We start from the raw sequence: 16,981 nt of genomic DNA on the forward strand, positions 1-16,981 counted from the left end.
TCTCGAGGAGTGAGCCATGGAAACGAACCCGAAAGAGAACACGACGCAGCCCGAGCTGTTCACCGCGAGCGACGTCGCGCGCTTTTGCCAGGTGGACCTCAAGACCATCCACAACTGGGCGGACAAGGGGGAGATCCGCCACTTCCGCACGCCCGGACGGCACCTCCGCTTCCGGCGGCTGGACGTGCTCGATTTCCTCCGGAAGTACGGCTACCCGATCCCGGAGATCCTCCGGATGGGCAAGCCGAAGGTCGTCGTTGTCGACGACGACCCCGCCGTCCTCGCCGCGCTCCGCAAGACGCTGTCGCGGAGGTTCGACCTGACGACGTTCCAGGACCCGTTCGACGCCCTCGTCGCGGTGGGCAACCTGCAGCCCGACGCGCTCATCCTGGACGTCATGATGCCGGGCCTCGACGGGGTGCGCTGCCTGGAGCGCCTCCGGTCGATCGACGCGACCTCGCACATCCGCTGTATCGTGTACTCGAACCACGAGGAGATGAAGAAGAACGCGACCGAGGCCGGCGCCTACGACTTCATCAAGAAGGGCGAGGCCGGCGAGCTGCGCGACTCGCTCGAGCGGCTCATGGGCCTCGAGCGAGGCTGAGCCGAGCGCGGGGCGGCGGCGCCCCTCACTTGCCCTCGCGGTAGGCGCGGATCGCGTTCACGATGGCGTCCGCCATCTTCTGCCGGAAATCAGCGGTGGCGAGGCGGGCCTCGTCCTCGGGGTTCGAGATGAACGCGGTCTCGAACAGGGCGGCTGGCATGTCGGCGCCCGCGAGGACGAAGAAGCCCGCGCCCTTCACGCCCTGATCCTTCGTGTCGGGGTACCGGGGCGCGAGCGAGGCGAGCGACGACCGCTGGAGGAGCTCGGCGAAGTGGCGCGAGCGGGCCGCCATGTCGCCGACGTTGAGGTTCGACAGGATCGCCTCCACCTCGAGGCGGGCGTCGGGATCGACGGGGGCGACGCCCTGCCCTGCCCTGGCGGCGCGGGGGGCGTTCTCGCGCGCCGCGAGCTTCGCCGACGGCGCCTCGGCGTCGCGCGACGGCGCGAGCGAGAAGGTCTGGACGCCGCGCGCGCGGCCGTTGTCGCTCGCGTTGCAGTGGATCGAGACGAACAGGTCCGCGTGGAACGCGTTGGCGCGCGCGGTGCGGAGATCGAGCGGGACGTAGACGTCGCTGTCGCGGGTGAGGAGCGTCTCGATCTTGAGCTCGCGCGCGAGGAGCGGGGCGACGCGGTGGGCGACGTCGAGCGTGACGTCCTTCTCCTTCAGGCCGGTGGGGCCTACAGCGCCGGTGTCGTTGCCGCCGTGCCCCGGATCGATCACGACGCGCCGGACCTCGCGCGCGCCGCCGGCCTCGCGCTCGTCGTCGCGCACCGGCGGGCGGGTGCTCACGTCGATGACGATCCGGAACGGCTCGGGCAGGTAGAAGACCCGGCGGTACAGGTCGGGGGCGAGATCGAGGACGACGCGCGTGCCCTTCGGCTGCACGCCGACGCGCACCCGCCGCAGGACGCCGCCGACCTCGATCTCGCGCGCGATGCCGCGCGACGTCGCCCCCGCGACGTCGACGAAGACGCGGGCGTCCTTGCCGGCGCTCTCGTCCGCGGGGAGCGTGCCCACGTCGAACGTCGTCGGCCCGGAGAGCTCGACCACGACGCGCGCGCCCTTGTCCGAGCCGTGCCGCTCGATCCCGGTGATCTTCACCGGACCGGAGGGCGCGGACGCCCGGGGGGCGACGACCAGATCGCCGCCGCCGGCGTCGGCGGCCGTCACCTGCACGGGCGGCGCGCTCGCGGCGCTCGCCGGCGCGGCGGAGGAGACGATCGCGGGCCCCTGCGCGAGGGCGAGCGCGATGCCCTCGACGCGGTGTCCCTCCTGCTCGAGCGCGCGCAAGGCCTCGCCGCTCGGCCGGTACGCGGCCGCCTGCGCCAGCGCGACCGCGATCGCGCCGAGGCACGGCGAGCGCGAGGGCGGCGCGCCGCCGGACGGCGCGGGCGGGGCGAGGGCCGCGTAGCGCCGCGAGACAAGGTAGAGCTCGCGGTACGCGACGGCCGCGTCGCGGGCGAGCTCTCCGGCGAGCAGCGCGCGGCGGCGCTCGGCCTGGCACGCGCGCTCGACGTGGGCCGGCTCGGCCGAGGCGCGGAAGGCGGTCGCCGCCGCGGCGTAGAGCTCCATCGCCTCGCGCGCGTCGGTGGCCGCCTGATCGAGGCGGAAGAGGCGCACGCGAAGATCGCCGGCGAGCTCCGCCAGCGAGGCCGCCTGCGCCGACGCCCCGGCCCGCGACGACGCGATGGCGACCGCATCGGCGAGGGCGACCGTCTCGGCGCGGTGTGGGAGCCGCGCGCCTGGATCGAGCAGCGCGGCGGCGCGTTGCTCGTCGGAGGGCGCGGCCGGCGCGGCGGGCGCGCCGCCCTCGGCGCTGCACCCGAGCGCGTGCGCGACCACCGCAAAAAGCGTGATCTTCGCGAACGCCAGGGCGTTACGATGGGGCTGCGCTGGGCGGGTGTGCCGCCGACTCGCCGGGTCGGCCCTGCCAGCCCTGCGCGACGAGAGAACGGCCATACGTCCCGGAGGTTTCACGTGCCCGACCTCACGCCCACTTCATCCACAGCACCCCTCTACGCGGATCGCGCGTCGGGGGAGAGGTTTGCCGACGCGGCGAGCATGGTCAACGCGTATCTCGCCCGGTACGCCGCGAGCTCTCGGGGCGGTGCCGGGTCGCCGGGCAGCGCGGGCGCGAATGCGCTCGACGAGACGGGGTACGCGCAGCTCCAGCACGGGAGCGCGACGATCGGCGTCAACGTGCTGGAGCCTCAGGGCGTCCTGATGGTGTTCTCTCCCATCATGGCCGTGCCCCTGACCGGGCGCGAGGCCTTCTACCGTCGGCTCCTGGAGCTCAGCTTCATCGCCACCTCCGACGCGGCCTTCGCGATCGACAGGGCGCGCAACGAGGTGGTGGTGCGCTGCCTGCGGAGGCTCAGCGCGCTCGAGTACGAAGAGTTCGAGGATATCATCACGACGGTGAGCCAGGTCGCCGACACCTGGGATGACGCGCTGCTGCGGGAGATCCGCGGAGGATGAGCCGATCGAGGGGCGCTGGCGGCGCGCGGATCGGTCGCGAGATTGCGGTGCGGCTGACGCGGGTGGTAAGTTCTTGCCGCGATGACTGCGGGGGAGCGACCGACGGCCGCGGAAACTGAAGAACGCTCCCTCTCTGCGGAGGAAGCCGAGCGGATCGCGTCGTCGATCCGGCCATCCTGGGAGGCGTTCGACGAGCTGCCATTCGGCCGGGGAGACGCGCGCGGCAGCGCCCCCGGAACGGAGGCCGGCGTCCCTGCAGCGGCGCGGCCGGCGGTCCCGGCGGCGGCGCCCCCCGCAGAAGCCCCCGAGCCGAGGCGTGAGGCCGCGACCGCGCCTTCCCCGGATGCACCGGCGGCGCCTGCCGCGGCATCGGCGGCGACCGCGGCGGCACCCGCTGCGGCCGTGCGCGAAGCCCCCCCGGCGGGCGCGTCCGCTGTGTCGGACACCGTGATCGACGGTGTTCCGACCATCGCCGTCGGAGACGACCCGCAGGGATCTCCCGCACCGGAGGCCGCATCCGGAGGCGCCGGAGGATCGGGCAGCGGCGGTGAGCAGCCCGGCGAGCGTTCACCTCAGCCGCTCACGCAGGCTCAGGACGCGGGCAGCACAGCGAGCGCTGTCGGTGCGAGCGCGCCCGAGGACAGCGCGGAGAGGCGGGGCGGGTTTCCCGCCCCCGCCGGGAAAACGCGCGTGGGGGTGGGTGAGCCGGATGCCGTGGCCGACGCGCGGACCGCCGCGCCGGACGCGGTAGCCGGCGGACGGGTCGCCGAGCCGGACGCCGTGAACGGCGCGACGGCCGCCGAACCGCCGGCGGCCCCGGCGCCTGCCCCTTCCCCGCCGGCCGCGGAGGGACCACGGTCGACGCGGGCGACGCGCTCGCGCGCCGGGCAGCCGGCGGCGGGGAGCGCCGACGCCGTGGCCGCTTCCGCTGTCCGCACGGAAGACCACGACCCCATCGAACTCCCCGTGTCCGGGCCGAACAAGACGGCGCTGCGGCTCGGCATCGCGGTCGTGGGCGCGGCCTTCCTGTTCTTCGTTGGCCGCGCGATCCTCGCCCCAGGCGACGACGCGGGCGCCGATCCCACGCCGGCATCACCTGCGGCGGAGACGCCTCCCGCGGTGGAGGCGCCGCCCGCGACGCCCGCCGCCGCCCCGGCCGCCACCTCGCAGGCCACCGCCGTCAGCTCGCCCGCCGCGGGCGACGGCGCCGCGACAACGCCCGCGCCGAGCGCCTCGGCGCCGGCGAGCCCTCCGGGTCGCGCTGCGATGCCGACCTCCTCCGCCGCTGCGCCGTCCACGGCCGGACCGACGCCCACCGCGCCGACGCCTGCGCCGAAGGCGACGACCTCTGCGAAGAAGCCTGCGCCCGAGGCGCCGACGCAGCGTGGAACGAGCTCGACCGGCGGCACCAAGGGCGGCGGCATCATCCGCGATGCGCCGTTCTGAAGCGCCCCGCCTCACCGCCTCGGCAGCGAGGCTTGCTGCAGTCGTCACCTTCCGCGGGCGCCAACGAGGCGAAGCCCGACCTGAGGAGCCATGAAAACACGCGCCTGCGCCCCTGTCCTCCTGCTCTCGTTCATCGCGCCTGCGCTGCTCACCGAGGCCGGGCTCACCTCCTCCCCTCTCAGCGAGCCGTCGAGCTTCGCGCAGTCGTCCGATCCCGTCACCGAGGTCGCGCGCCAGCGCTACGAGGACGGCGTCAAGGCGTATGACGCCGGTCGCTTCGAGGACGCGCGCACAGCGTTTCGTCAGGTCTACACGCTCAAGCAACACCCGGCCGTGCTGCTCAACCTCGGGCAGAGCGAGCTTCGCTCGAATCACCTGGAGGACGCCGGCAACCACCTCCAGCAGTTCCTGCGCGAGCACACAACCGCGACCCCGGAGCAACGCGCCGCCGCGGAGAAGGCGATCGCCGACGTGAAGAGGAGAACCGGCTTCATCGTCGTGGTCGCCGACGCGAACGGCGCGGACATCAGCATCGACGGCACCCTCGTCGGCAAAGCGCCGCTGCCCGATCCGGTCTTCGTGACCCCGGGCAAGCACACCCTGTTCGCGACGTACCAGGACCGGTCGGCGACCACCCAGGTCGACGCGAAGATCGGCGCGGCCACACCGGCGACGCTCACCCTGGGAACCACCGGCGCCGCCCCCGCGCCGGTCGCCGGCGCGCCGACGCCCGGGCCGGCTGCGCCGACGTCGACCTTCCCGGGTACGGCGACGCCTACCCCCGCGCAGCCACCGGCGGCGGGCACCGCGCAGCCGACCCCCGGCACGGCGACGCCCGGCGCGGCCACGCCCGGCACGACGGCGCCGGGCACGACGCCCGCCGGCGCAACGGCGCCGAGCGCAGCGCCCGCGGCCCCGACGACCTCCGGCGGGCTCACGCTCTCGACGAGCAACACGATGGGCTCGATGGGCCCGGATCAGGCCTCCGGCGGTCGCGAGCCGTTCTTCCACTGGTACAAGCGCAAGCCGCTCGCCTGGGCGGGGACCGGCGTCGCGGGCGTCGGTCTGGTCATGGGGATCGTCGGCACGGCCATTACCACCAATGCGAGCGGCAACGCCGAGGACATCGGGAACGAGATCAAGGCGTTCGTCGCGAGGAACGAGAGCACGATCCCCGCCAATCGCCGGGCCCAGCCCTGCGGCCGGCGCGAGGATCCCTCGGGCGACCTCCCGGGCTTCGAGAACGCATGCGGGAGCCTCCGAGAGGAGCTCGACAGCTACGACGGCGCGCTCCCCTGGGCCATCACGGGCTGGGTCCTCCTCGGCGTCGGGGTCGTCGGCACCGCGACGTACGCGATGATCGACTGGTACCCGAGCGAGCAGAAGACCGCCGCCGCTGGCCCTCGCGTCACCCGGATCGCGCCGCTCGTGGCGCCTGGCCAGGCCTCCCTCAGCGTCGCCGGGACGTTCTAGCTCGGCGGAGCGCCGGCGACGCGCGGGGCCGCGGCGCCGAGCTCACCTCTCCTTCGCGGCGCGGAGCAGATCCCGCATCGTCGAGCGCGGGATCTCCGCGAGGCGGGCGGCGGCGCTGATGTTGCGGCCCACCTCCTCGAACGCGCGGAGCGCGTCGGCCGGCGAGATCTTCCGGCGCGGCGGGGGCTCGCGCTCGGCGATGACGGCCGTGACGTGCTCGGGCAACACACGGCCCTTCGCGCGGAGCGCGGCCTGGATGAGCACGTTCCGTAGCTCCCGGACGTTGCCTTGCCAGCGGTGCGCCCTCAGCGCGACGAGCGCCCCGGGGGAGAGCGGGCGCAGACCGACCTCCGAGCTCGCCAGCAGGTGCTCGGCCAGGAGCGGGATGTCGTCGGGCCGCTCGCGCAGCGCGGGGAGCTGGATGCGGCACACAGCGAGCCGCTCGTAGAGATCCACGCGGAAGCGGCGCTCGGCGACGAGGGTCTCCAGCGGCTCGCAGGTCGCGACGATGAGCCGCACGTTCACCGGCGTCGGCCCCTCCGATCCGAGCGGGCGCACCACCCCCTCCTCCACGACGCGCAGCAGCTTCGCCTGGACCTCGAGCGAGAGCGACGCGATCTCGTCGAGGAAGAGCGTGCCCTCGTTGGCCTCGACGAACGCGCCCCGCCGATCGCGCATCGCGCCGGTGAACGCGCCCCGCCGGTGGCCGAACAGCTCGGACTCGGCGAGCTCGCGCAGGATGGTGGCGGCGTTCAGGACCACGAACGGCCGATCGGCCCGCGTGCTCTCCGCGTGGATCGCCCGGGCGACAAGGTCCTTGCCTGTGCCCGACTCGCCGCGCAGGAGCACGGGCAGCTGGAGCGGCGCCACGCGCCGCACCGCCGCGGCGAGCTGGCGCATCGGCCGCGAGCGGCCGACGAGCGACGGCAGCGGCGGCCCCTCCTCGAACTCGGGCACCTTCCGCGCCGCCTCGATCCACATCGCCGTGCGGCCGATCTCGAAGCAGCCGCCGGGGACGAGCGCCGCCTGCCGTACCCGCACGCCGCCGACGCGAACGCCGTTGCGCGAGCCGAGATCCGTCACCTCGATCGACGTGCCGCGGTGCGCGACCCGGCAGTGACGAGCGCTCACCGTGACGTCGTCGATCCTCACGTCCGCAGCCGGACCGCTCCCGAGGGTGAGCTCGGCGCCCGGCGCGACGGCGATGTGCGCCGGGGCGCCGCCGACGCTGTGCTCGCAGCGAAGCCACACCGTGGCGAGCGCCTCGCGATCGTCCAGGAGCTCGTGCGTGACGTCCCGGATCGGCGGGGCCTCGCCGACATGGGCAGCAGGGCCCGGCCGATCGCCGGGGACGCCGCCGGGACCCGGCTCGGGCGGCGCCGCGACAGGCGCGGAGGGCGCAGGGGCGCCGTGAGCCGACGTGATGGGCGCCGGGTGGCTGTCGTCTTCGCGGAGGAGGGGTGCGTTGTCCATATCCACGAGCTCTGTCGTCGCGGCGCCGGGCGCAGTTGCGTCGCTCGTCTCGCCCGGCCGACATTTCGACATTCCTTGTCGCAGACCCGCCGCCCCCTTTGCGCTCGCGGCCGCGCTGTTCTAGAGGCCGTTCGTGAGATCGCGCTCAACAAGGTGGACCGCGCCGGCGCTCGGCGTGGCGGCGGCGGGCTGGGTGCTCTCGGCCAACCAGGCCCTGGCCCAGCCGGCAGATCAAGGGACGACGACCGCCGCCGAGGAGGACGAGGAGCTCGGGCCGGAAGCCGGCGCGAAGCGCCCCGCCGGACCGGACGAGCGGACCGGGCACATCCTCCTCCAGGGGCGGGCCGGCTACAGCCAACCGTTCGGCAGCATGGCCGCCGGCCAGCCGGTCAGCGAGAAGGCGTCGGGCGGGCTCGCGTTCGGCGCCAACGTCGGTATTGGCTTGAGCCGCGTCACCGTCCTGGAAGCGAGCGGCTCCTACGCCATGCTCTCCGCGCCGGGCAGGTGCAACGACTGCTCCGGCCAGAGCCTCGACCTGGGCCTCGGGTTCGTCTATCACGCCGCCCAGGGCCTCGCGATCGACCCCTGGATCAGCTACGGCGTGGGCTACCGCAGGGGTGTTTTCACCTGGTCGGAGGGCTCCGCAGCCGGTCCGGTAACGTCCGACCATGTTTTCCACGGGCTCGATGTCGCCCGCATCGCCCTGGGCGTCGATTTCTATCCCGTGTCGCCCTTCGGCGTCGGGGTGTTCGCCGAGCTCGACGCCGGCACCTACCTCTCGCGTCCGGGCGAGAGCTCCGGGGCCGCAGCCTACGGATTCTTCCAGGTCGGCCTGCGTCTCGCGCTGGATCCCGTACCCCGGAGCACGCGTACACCCTCCGCCTCGGCCGGTACGCCTCGGAGGATCGCCGGCCAACCTGCGGGCCCCGGGGGGTCTGCCCACCGGTAGAGCAGCCGGAATCTGGGCGGTCCGGAGGACTGGGCAGGTATAATCAGCCGCGAATGGGCGAGTTCAGGACGAGCAGCCGCACCCGACCCGTCGCGGCTGCCGTGACCGACGTTGGACGCCAGCGGAAGCACAACGAGGACAACGTCCTCGTGAAGTCGGATCTCGGCCTCTTTGTCGTGGCCGACGGCATGGGCGGGCACAACGCGGGCAACGTCGCCAGCGCGCTCGCGACCCGCTCGCTCGACAACTTCTTCGAGGCGACCCGGGCCGGCGTCCTGCCCGGCCCCGTCCCCGCCGACGAGCAGGATCTCGACCCGGGAGCGCGGCGCGTCGTCGCCGCGATCCGCAAGGCGAACCACGATGTGTTCGTCATCTCGAACACCTATACCCAGCACCAGGGCATGGGCTCGACCGTGGTCGCCGCCTACGTGTCGTGCGAAACGGAGCAGATCCACGTCGGCCACGTCGGCGACAGCCGCTGCTACCGGATCCGGCAGGGCGAGATCGAGCAGCTCACGAAGGACCACTCGCTCATCAACGACGCGCTCGCCCTCAAGCCCGACCTGAGCCAGGACGAGCTGGCGAGGCTCCCGAAGAACATCATCACGCGCGCGCTCGGCATGAAGGACGCCGTGAAGGTCGACATCCGCTCCGAGCGCACCCAGCCCGGCGACGTTTTCCTGCTCTGCTCCGACGGGCTGAGCGGGATGGTCTCGGAGCAGCAGATCCTCGATGTGTTCGACATCACGCAGGACCCGCACGAGGCCTGCGAGCTGCTCATCGCGATGGCCAACGAGGCCGGCGGGACCGACAACATCTCGGCGCTGATCGTCCGCATCCAGCCCGAGGCGCTCGACGACGCGCAGCTCGACGGCGCGGAGCTCGAGGACACCCGGCCCCATCGCATCGACGAGCTGGGCGCGACGCTCCCGCCGGCGGCGGCGTCCGTCCGCGAGCGGCAGCTGCCTGTCGAGGAGGTCGAGCTCGAGGCGGCCGCCTCGTCGGACAGCAAGCGCATCGCGGCGCAGCAGGTCCACTCCATCGCGGACAGCAGCCTGCGGAGCCAGGCGCAGGGCGCCGCGGGCAGGGCGCCGCGCATGGCCGCCGTGCCGGTCACGGACCGGCGCTCCCGGGCGGCCGCCGGGTCGGGCCGCTATGCCGCGGTCGCGGCCGCGCCGAGGGCCCCGGTGAAGGAGGTCCCGCCGCCGGCGAAGCCCGCGAAGCGCCCGACCGAGGTGCGCGTCGCGCGGTGCGCGCACTGCAAGCACGAGCTCTTCATCGGCAACCGTTTCTGTGTGGAGTGCGGCGCCGCCATCAAGCCGTGAGCGGCGCCCCGAGCGCGACGCGCGCGGCCGGCGTTGCGCGCGCTCGCGCCGCCCTCGGCGGCGACGCGAGCGATCCTCAAACGCGCGGGGACGACGCCGCGATCACTTGACCGAGAGCAGCTCGACCTCGAAGAGGAGGGTCGAGTTGGGCGGGATCACGGGCGGGAACCCGCGCGCGCCGTAGCCGAGGTCCGGCGGGATCGTCAGCTTGCGGATGCCGCCGATCTTCATGCCGGCGACGCCCTGCTCCCATCCCTTGATCACCTGCCCGGCCCCGAGCTTGAACGAGAAGCCCTGGTTGCGGTCGCGCGAGCTGTCGAACTTGCTGCCGTTGGTCAGCGTGCCGACGTAGTGCACCGTCACGAGCTGGCCGTGCTTGGCCTCGGCGCCCGTGCCTTCCTTGACGTCCTCGATCCCGAGCCCTTCTTGCATGGTCGACTCCTTTCGGCGCGATGGGAGGAGCGCCGCGCGGTCGCGTCAAGCCGAAGCAGCGCGCGCGCCCAGAAGCGAGCGCGCGCGGGCGCGAAAAGGCCGCGGTTCAGCCGCCGAGGCCGGGGAACGGAAATCCGGTCGCGCCGCCGGTCAGCCGCCAGGTGTTGGCGGTCTGCTGGACGACGGGCTGGCGCAACAGCGGGTGCGGGTGCGTCTGCTCGAAGGCGAACAGGATCGCGGCGGGCGTGAGCTGGTCGAGCGACGCGAAGAAGCCGAGCGTGAGCATCGCGCCGCCCTCCGTCCACCGGTAGCCCTGCCGCCGCACGCCGGCGCTGAGCAGGTTGTTCACGCCGGCGACGTCCGCCGCGATCTCGTTCGGCTGGTTGAAGACGGGGAGCGCGCGCGACAGCATGCGCCCGAGATCCGCGGGGGTGACGCCGCGGCTCCCGCCCTGCCCGTTCGCGCACCCGGTGTGCCCGAGGTGGTGGTGGCCGAGCTCGTGGCCGAGCACGAACGCGAGCTGCTCGTGGTAGAGCTGGTGCTGCCGCTCGACCTTGCGCGGGTCGGTGTGCTGCGCCGGATCGATGAAGCCCGCCGGCGGCCGGAGGATCGGCTGCCCGGGCCGCTGCCGCTGCGCGAGCATCCGCAGGAACTCGTCGAGCTTCCTCGTCCCGTAGATCTCGTCTGTCGCCTTGAACTGAGCGATCTGCGCCTGGATCTCGAGCAGCCCGTCGGTGATGGCCATGAACGGCATCCGCTGGTCGTCGCAGCCGGCGAACGCGTTCACCTCCCCGACGGTGGGATCGGCGATGAACGGGATGCCCCTCACCTTCTGCTGCGCGCCCGACGGCAGCGCGCCGATCAGCGCGCCCATCACGACGCCGGCCTCGGTCTGCAGCCAGGCGACGTTGATGTCGTTGATGGGGTCGCCCAGCACCGGCAGCCCGGACACCGTCGGCAGGTTGAAGGTGGGCGCTGGCGCGGGCCCGGTCTGCGCGGGAGGATACCCGGGCTGCTGCGGGTAGCCGGGCTGCTGCTGCGGGTAGCCGGGCTGCTGCGGGTATCCCTGCGGAGGCGCGCCGTACGGCGGGTAGCCCTGGCCGTACGACGGCTGTGACGGAGGGCGACGCGAGCTGCTCCGCTGACAGCCTGCGATCAGTCCGAGAGCCAGAACGAGTGCGCCGATCGGTCGAAGCAGATTCATCGCCGCGAGCATAGCGCACGGAGCGGACGTCAACCTGCGCCCGCCGCGAGCAGGCGTGTCACGCGCGGGCTGCGCGGCGCGGCGATGAGCCGAAAGCCGCGCGCCGGGCGTCAGGCGCAGGAGGACCGATGAACCGACACCGAGCTTGGTCTGCCGCAGCCGCCCCCCTGTGGTTCGGCGCCGTCGCGCTCTCCGGCTGCGGCGGCGGCGCCGCCGCGCAGGCGCCCGCGCCCATGGCGCCGGAGCCCGCCGGCGCGACCTTCACGTCGCCGCAGGAGGAGGCCCCCCCCGAGACGGCCGAGGATGCGCTCGCGGCGCTGGAGCGCGCGGAAGGCGAGCTCGACCGGGTCCTCGGCGCGCGGGGCGGCGAGGGCCGGGCCGTGGAGTCCGCGCCGCCGGCGGCGCCCCCGCCCGCGCCGGCGACATCGCCCTCGCCCGCGCCGTCGCCACCGACGGCGTCCGACAGCGCGCCGCGGGCGACGGCCGCCGGCGCAGCGCGCCCGAGCAAGAAGGCCGAGCCGGAGCACGTGACCGCGGCGCCGTGCGAGACTGCGTGCCGCGCGCTCGCCTCGATGGACCGCGCCGCGCAGCACCTCTGCGGGCTCGCCGGCGACGCGGACCAGCGGTGCGACGCCGCGCGCACGCGGGTGAAGAGCGCGACCGACCGGGTCGAGGCGCGCTGCCCGCGCTGCGCCGAGCGCTAGCCCGACGCGCGCCGCGCCGAGAGCGACGACGTCACGGGGACGGCCCGAGGAGCTGGAGCAGGCGCACGTTCTTGTACACCTCCCCGAGCGAGCCGGCCGCCTTCTGGCCGGCCCTGGCGAGCACGTCGAGCTCCTCCGGGCGAACGTCCACCTGGACCGTGAGCCGGCCCGCTCCATGATCCACGGCGAGCGTCGCGCGCTTCGCGATCTCCGCGAGCCCTGCGCCGGCCTCCGGACCGGCGAGCGCCGTCAGCGCATCGACGTTCGCGCGCTTCTCCTCGAGGAGCTTCCGGAGCTCCTCGGCCGCGTCGCCCGACGCGGCGTCGATCGCGACGGTCGCGGAGAGCCCCCCCTTCGTCGAGGCGCCGAAGGTGACGGCGCGCGGGCCCGTCGAGCCCGTGAGGATCGCGCGGAGGCTCGGCTTGCTCTCGGAGAGCAGGGCGACGCCGAGGACGGGGCGATCCCAGCCGATGTGCGCGAGGCGCGACGTGGCCTCCTCGCGGCTCGCCAGCGACGTGCCGGCCTCCTCGGCGTCGATGCTCGCCCGGAGGTCGGCCTCGGCGCCGTACAGCAGGATCGATCCGTCGCGCACCGCGATCGCGTCCTCGCCGGCGCGGAGCAGGTATTTCACGCCCTTGTACTCCGCCGGCACGTAGCTGTGCTCCGCCAGGCGCTGCGCGAGCTTCCGCTCGTCAAACCGCCCGCGCGCGACAACGAGCGACGGGGAGAGGATCAGCTTGTCGACGTCGAACCCGAGATCGATGCCCGTCGCCTTCTTGATGTCGTCGCGGGTGCGCTCGACGTGCTGCCGCACCGGGCTGCCCTCCGCGCCGAGCGCGTTCAGATCGATCTGGTGCGGGTCGACGATCACCACGCCGGGCGCGCTGCCGTGGACATACTCGAGCAGGGATTCGTCCTTCGGAAACGTGGCGGCGCGGAGGTGCGCCAGGCCGAAGCCGAGGAGGCCTGTCTGCTGGGCGAGCACGATGGAGAACACGAGGCCGAGGAGCACGATGTACTTGGCCTTGCCTCGCTTCTTGGTAGCTCCGGCAGTCCGGGTTGGCTTTGACGCGCTCTCGGTGCTCATCTGTGCTCGCTGCGCCTCCCTGGGGTACCGCGTGCCGCCCGGGTCCGCGAAACCGCCTCCGCAGAGCCCCGAGCGCCGCTCGTCGACCCGGAGCGCGCCGCGGCAGAGCATAACCGGAAGCTGGACGCCGGCCAGGCCTTCCGCCGGGGCCGCCGGACGGATAGAAACGACGCGACGTGCCTGGATCCTCGTCTCCCGATGACGGCCGCGGCGCGCTCGGACCGCCGAGCGATTGCGCCGCGCTGCCCGCCGCCCTCGGCCGCTACCACGTGCAGCGCCTGCTCGGCGAGGGCGCGATGGGGCGCGTGTTGCTCGCGCACGATCCGGTGCTCGATCGCGACGTCGCGCTGAAGCACCTGCGCGACGATCTCCGCATCCCGCGCGACGTCCGCGAGCAGCTCGTCGTGAGGATGCGCCACGAGGCGCGCGCCGCCGCCCGCGTGACGCACCCGAACCTCGTCACGCTCCACGACGTCGGCGAGGATCCGGACTTCGGGCTCTACCTCGTCTTCGAGTACGTCGAGGGGCCGACGCTGAAGCAGCAGCTCCTCGATCGCCCGCTCTCGGCGGCGCAGGCGGCGCGCCTCGCGCGCGAGCTCGGCGAGGCGCTCACGATCGCGCACCGGGCCGGCATCGTTCACCGCGACATCAAGCCGGAGAACATCATCCTCTCCGCGAAGGGCGGCAAGATCGCCGACTTCGGCATCGCCCGGATCCCGGACTCGACGCTGACGCACCAGGGAGGGCTCATGGGGACGCCCGCGTACAGCGCGCCGGAGACGTTCCGCGCGGGGAAGTTCTCGCCCGAGAGCGATCAGTTCTCGCTCGCCGCCGTCATGTACGAGGCGATCTCCGGCAAGCGCGCGTTCCCGGGCGACGACGCGGTCTCGGTCGCGTCGAAGATCGCGAGCGACGAGCCGTCGCCGATCGCGCGGGAGCTCGGCGTGCCGCCGTCGCTCGATCAGGTGCTCGCGCGCGGCCTGTCGAAGCGACCCGAGGAGAGGTACCCGAGCTGCGACGCGTTCGGCGCCGCGTTCGCCGACAGCCTCGAGTGGGCCGCCTCCAGCCAGATGCCGAGGCGCATGCTGGAGCCGCCCGTCGCCGCGAGCGCGGCGCTGGCCACGGATCCGGGCGCGCTGCGCGCGGATCCGCTCGACGACGACTTCCCGCCGCGCGAGCGGAAGACGGGGCAGATCGTGCTCGGCGCGGCCGTGGTCGTGGCGACGGCGATGCTGCTCGTCCGCACGGCGATGCGCTCGACGGACACGCCGGTCGAAGCGCCCCCCGCGGAGACGGCGCCGGCCGCGTCGGCCACGGCCGCGTCGTCCTCGGCCACGGCCGATCCCGAGGCGCCGCGGCCGCGGGTCTCGCCGTCGGCGCGGCCCGCGCGGCCGAAGCACGAGCCGGGGGACACCGCCGCGCACGCGCCGCGCGCGACGGGCAGCGCGGAGCCGAGCGCGAGCGCGACGGGCAGCGCCCCGAGCCAGCCCGCGTCGGTCGCCATCCCCGAGGACGAGGAACACGAGGAGGCGGCGGACGCGGGGACACAGGAGACCAACGACATCGACGCGCCGGAGACCGACGAGCCGGGCGCACCGGACGCCGGCGCGGCCGATGCTGCCGCGCGTTGAACGGCAGAGAGCGCAGATGCGTTGTCACGCGGGAAAAACTCCCCTAAAGGACCCCGGGTAAGCGGCGTCGCTGGCCGGAACGGCCGATGTCAACCGCCTCGCCGGGGCCCTCGCGGGCACGGCGGCGCACCCCCATCACGCCCATCGCCGCGCTGGCGACTGTCTGAATTGCTGCCTTGCCCCCTGAGATCTCCGCGATGACCACCCAGACCAACGACGACGATCTCCATCTGTCGCTCTACCGAAAGATGTTCCAGATACGCCGCTTCGAGGAAGAAGCGGCACGCGCTTACGCGCAGAGCAAGATCGGTGGGTTCCTCCATCTCTACATCGGTCAGGAGCCCATCGCCGTCGGCGCGGTCGCGGCGCTCCGCCCCGATGACTACGTGATGACGACCTACCGCGATCACGGCCTCGCGCTCGCCCGCGGGATGAGCTCGCGCGCCGCGATGGCCGAGCTCTACGGCAAGGTCACCGGGTGCTCGAAGGGGCTCGGCGGCTCGATGCACTTCTTCGACAAAGAGCACAACATGCTCGGCGGCTACGGCATCGTCGGCGGTCACATCCCGATCGCCGTCGGGACGGCGTTCGCGTCGAAGTACCGCGGCGAGGACCGGGTCTCGATGGTGTTCTTCGGCGAGGGCGCGGTGAGCATCGGCGACTTCCACGAAGGGATGTCGCTCGCGGCGCTCTGGAAGCTGCCGATCGTGTTCGTCTGCGAGAACAACGAGTACGCGATGGGGACGCCGCTCTCGCGGACGCTCTCGGTCGAGGACGTCTCGCTGAAGGCGCTCGCCTACGGGATGGAGCGCGACCGCTTCAACTCGGAGCACGTGCTCCAGGTGCGCGACCGCCTCGGTGAGGCGATCGCGCGGGCGCGCACGCACTCGGAGCCGACGCTGGTCGAGATCAGGACGTACCGCTTCCGCGGCCACTCGATGAGCGATCCGGGCAAGTACCGGACGAAGGAGGAGCTCGAGGAGCGAAAGAAGAAGGACGTGCTCCTGCGCTCGCGCGTCGAGCTCGAGGAGAAGGGGCACAAGGCCGCCCTCGAGGCGATCGAGAGAGAGGTCGAAGAGGAGATCGCCGATGCGGTCCGCTTCGCCGAGGAGAGCCCCGAACCCGGGCCCGAGGTGCTCGAGCCCACAACCTATGCAGGACCTTTTGCGCGATGACCGTCCTAAGATTCCGTGAGGCGGTTCGCGCCGCCATGATCGAGGAGATGGAGCGCGACGAGCGGGTGTACCTCGTCGGCGAGGAGGTCGGGCACTACCAGGGCGCCTACAAGGTGACCGAGGGGATGCTCGACAAGTTCGGCCCGAGGCGCGTCATCGACGCGCCGATCACCGAGAGCGGGTTCACCGGCATCTCGATCGGCGCCGCGATGGTCGGGCTCCGGCCGATCGTCGAGTACATGACGTGGAACTTCTCCGCCGTGGCGTTCGATCAGATCCTCAACAACGCGGCGAAGCTCCGGCAGATGTCGGGCGGGCAGCTCACCATCCCGCTGGTGCTGCGGGCGCCGAACGGCTCGGCGCGCCAGGTCGGCTCGCAGCACTCGCACTCGATGGAGCACTTCTACGCGCACATCCCCGGCCTCAAGGTGCTCGCGCCGGCGACGCCGGCCGACGCGAAGGGGCTCCTCAAGTCGGCGATCCGGGATGATAACCCGGTGCTCTTCATGGAGAGCGAGACGCTCTACGGCGTGAAGGGCGAGGTGCCCGACGACCCCGACTTCATCGTGCCGCTCGGGGTCGCCTCGATCGTGCGCGAGGGGACGGACGTCTCGATCATCGCGTGGAGCCGCATGGTGCACGTGGCGCTCGAGGCGGCCGCCGAGCTCGAGAAAGAGGGGATCAGCGCCGAGATCGTGGACCTGCGATCGCTGCGCCCGCTCGACGAGGAGACCATCGTGCGGAGCGTCACCAAGACCCACCGCGCGGTCGTGGCGCACGAAGGCTGGCCGTACGGCGGCGTCGGCGCGGAGGTCGCCGATCGCATCCAGCGGCTCGCGTTCGACGAGCTCGACGCGCCCGTGCTGCGCGCGACGACGCTCGACGTCCCGATGCCCTACAACGCACGGCTGGAGCAGTACGTGATCCCGCAGGCGGCGCGGATCATCGAAAACGTTCACCGCGTTCTCTACAAAAGCTGACTGAGCGGACGCACATCCC

At 73.1% G+C, this 16,981-nt stretch carries 15 protein-coding genes; 10 read left to right on the forward strand and 5 right to left on the reverse strand.

Features of this window, described 5'->3' with window-relative positions:
* Positions 1–16: 16 nt before the first annotated feature.
* Complete coding sequence (locus tag WMF42_RS19080) at positions 17–604, forward strand: response regulator (RefSeq protein WP_061609761.1); 588 nt, start codon at positions 17–19, stop codon at positions 602–604.
* A 25-nt stretch (positions 605–629) separates the two neighbouring features.
* On the opposite strand, the gene WMF42_RS19085 is transcribed toward WMF42_RS19080, so the two are convergent.
* Entirely contained in the window at positions 630–2,447 is a 1,818-nt protein-coding gene (locus tag WMF42_RS19085) for an N-acetylmuramoyl-L-alanine amidase (protein ID WP_437693425.1), read from the reverse strand.
* Between the two features lie 219 nt (positions 2,448–2,666).
* Between WMF42_RS19085 and WMF42_RS19090 the strand changes: the two genes are divergently transcribed.
* The 3 genes from WMF42_RS19090 to WMF42_RS19100 all read left to right on the forward strand — a co-directional run bounded on the left by WMF42_RS19090 (position 2,667) and on the right by WMF42_RS19100 (position 6,002).
* A complete protein-coding gene (locus tag WMF42_RS19090; protein WP_061609759.1) occupies positions 2,667–3,083 on the forward strand; it encodes a YbjN domain-containing protein in 417 nt (138 codons plus the stop codon).
* A gap of 696 nt (positions 3,084–3,779) precedes the next feature.
* The gene (locus WMF42_RS19095) at positions 3,780–4,529 is read left to right on the forward strand and encodes a hypothetical protein (protein ID WP_437693426.1); all 750 of its coding nucleotides are present in this window, start codon (positions 3,780–3,782) and stop codon (positions 4,527–4,529) included.
* Between the two features lie 90 nt (positions 4,530–4,619).
* Entirely contained in the window at positions 4,620–6,002 is a 1,383-nt protein-coding gene (locus WMF42_RS19100; RefSeq protein WP_437693427.1) for a hypothetical protein, read from the forward strand.
* Positions 6,003–6,044: 42 nt separating this feature from the next.
* On the opposite strand, the gene WMF42_RS19105 is transcribed toward WMF42_RS19100, so the two are convergent.
* Positions 6,045–7,475, reverse strand: coding sequence for a sigma 54-interacting transcriptional regulator (locus WMF42_RS19105; RefSeq protein ID WP_437693428.1), 1,431 nt, complete (start codon positions 7,473–7,475; stop codon positions 6,045–6,047).
* A gap of 133 nt (positions 7,476–7,608) precedes the next feature.
* On the opposite strand from WMF42_RS19105, the gene WMF42_RS19110 reads away from it, so the two are divergent.
* Together WMF42_RS19110 and WMF42_RS19115 are read left to right on the forward strand one after the other, a co-directional pair.
* The gene (locus WMF42_RS19110; RefSeq protein ID WP_437693429.1) at positions 7,609–8,424 is read left to right on the forward strand and encodes a hypothetical protein; all 816 of its coding nucleotides are present in this window, start codon (positions 7,609–7,611) and stop codon (positions 8,422–8,424) included.
* Positions 8,425–8,525: 101 nt separating this feature from the next.
* Positions 8,526–9,749: a Stp1/IreP family PP2C-type Ser/Thr phosphatase gene (locus WMF42_RS19115; RefSeq protein WP_233561094.1), complete on the forward strand. Its 1,224-nt coding sequence runs from the start codon at positions 8,526–8,528 to the stop codon at positions 9,747–9,749.
* 102 nt (positions 9,750–9,851) lie between these two features.
* Here the strand turns inward: WMF42_RS19115 and WMF42_RS19120 are convergent, their stop codons facing one another.
* On the reverse strand, positions 9,852–10,181 hold the full coding sequence (locus tag WMF42_RS19120; RefSeq protein ID WP_061606153.1) for an FKBP-type peptidyl-prolyl cis-trans isomerase: 330 nt from the start codon (positions 10,179–10,181) through the stop codon (positions 9,852–9,854).
* A 106-nt stretch (positions 10,182–10,287) separates the two neighbouring features.
* Positions 10,288–11,385: a M48 family metalloprotease gene (locus WMF42_RS19125; RefSeq protein ID WP_437693430.1), complete on the reverse strand. Its 1,098-nt coding sequence runs from the start codon at positions 11,383–11,385 to the stop codon at positions 10,288–10,290.
* Positions 11,386–11,513: 128 nt separating this feature from the next.
* Here WMF42_RS19125 and WMF42_RS19130 point away from each other — a divergent pair, with 128 nt between their 5' ends.
* Entirely contained in the window at positions 11,514–12,089 is a 576-nt protein-coding gene (locus tag WMF42_RS19130) for a hypothetical protein (protein WP_437693431.1), read from the forward strand.
* 31 nt (positions 12,090–12,120) lie between these two features.
* Here WMF42_RS19130 and WMF42_RS19135 read toward each other — a convergent pair whose 3' ends face one another.
* Positions 12,121–13,176, reverse strand: a complete 1,056-nt coding sequence (locus WMF42_RS19135) for a hypothetical protein (protein ID WP_061612793.1) — start codon at positions 13,174–13,176, stop codon at positions 12,121–12,123.
* Positions 13,177–13,352: 176 nt separating this feature from the next.
* Here WMF42_RS19135 and WMF42_RS19140 point away from each other — a divergent pair, with 176 nt between their 5' ends.
* The 3 genes from WMF42_RS19140 to WMF42_RS19150 all read left to right on the forward strand — a co-directional run bounded on the left by WMF42_RS19140 (position 13,353) and on the right by WMF42_RS19150 (position 16,962).
* Positions 13,353–14,807: a serine/threonine-protein kinase gene (locus WMF42_RS19140; protein ID WP_437693432.1), complete on the forward strand. Its 1,455-nt coding sequence runs from the start codon at positions 13,353–13,355 to the stop codon at positions 14,805–14,807.
* Between the two features lie 197 nt (positions 14,808–15,004).
* Positions 15,005–15,982, forward strand: coding sequence for a pyruvate dehydrogenase (acetyl-transferring) E1 component subunit alpha (gene pdhA, locus WMF42_RS19145; protein ID WP_061612553.1), 978 nt, complete (start codon positions 15,005–15,007; stop codon positions 15,980–15,982).
* A complete protein-coding gene (locus WMF42_RS19150) occupies positions 15,979–16,962 on the forward strand; it encodes a pyruvate dehydrogenase complex E1 component subunit beta (RefSeq protein WP_061612552.1) in 984 nt (327 codons plus the stop codon). Before pdhA ends, WMF42_RS19150 begins: the two co-directional genes overlap by 4 nt.
* Positions 16,963–16,981 lie beyond the last annotated feature (19 nt).

The organism is Sorangium sp. So ce176 (assembly GCF_051519835.1).
Lineage (GTDB): Bacteria > Myxococcota_A > Polyangia > Polyangiales > Polyangiaceae > Sorangium > Sorangium cellulosum_G.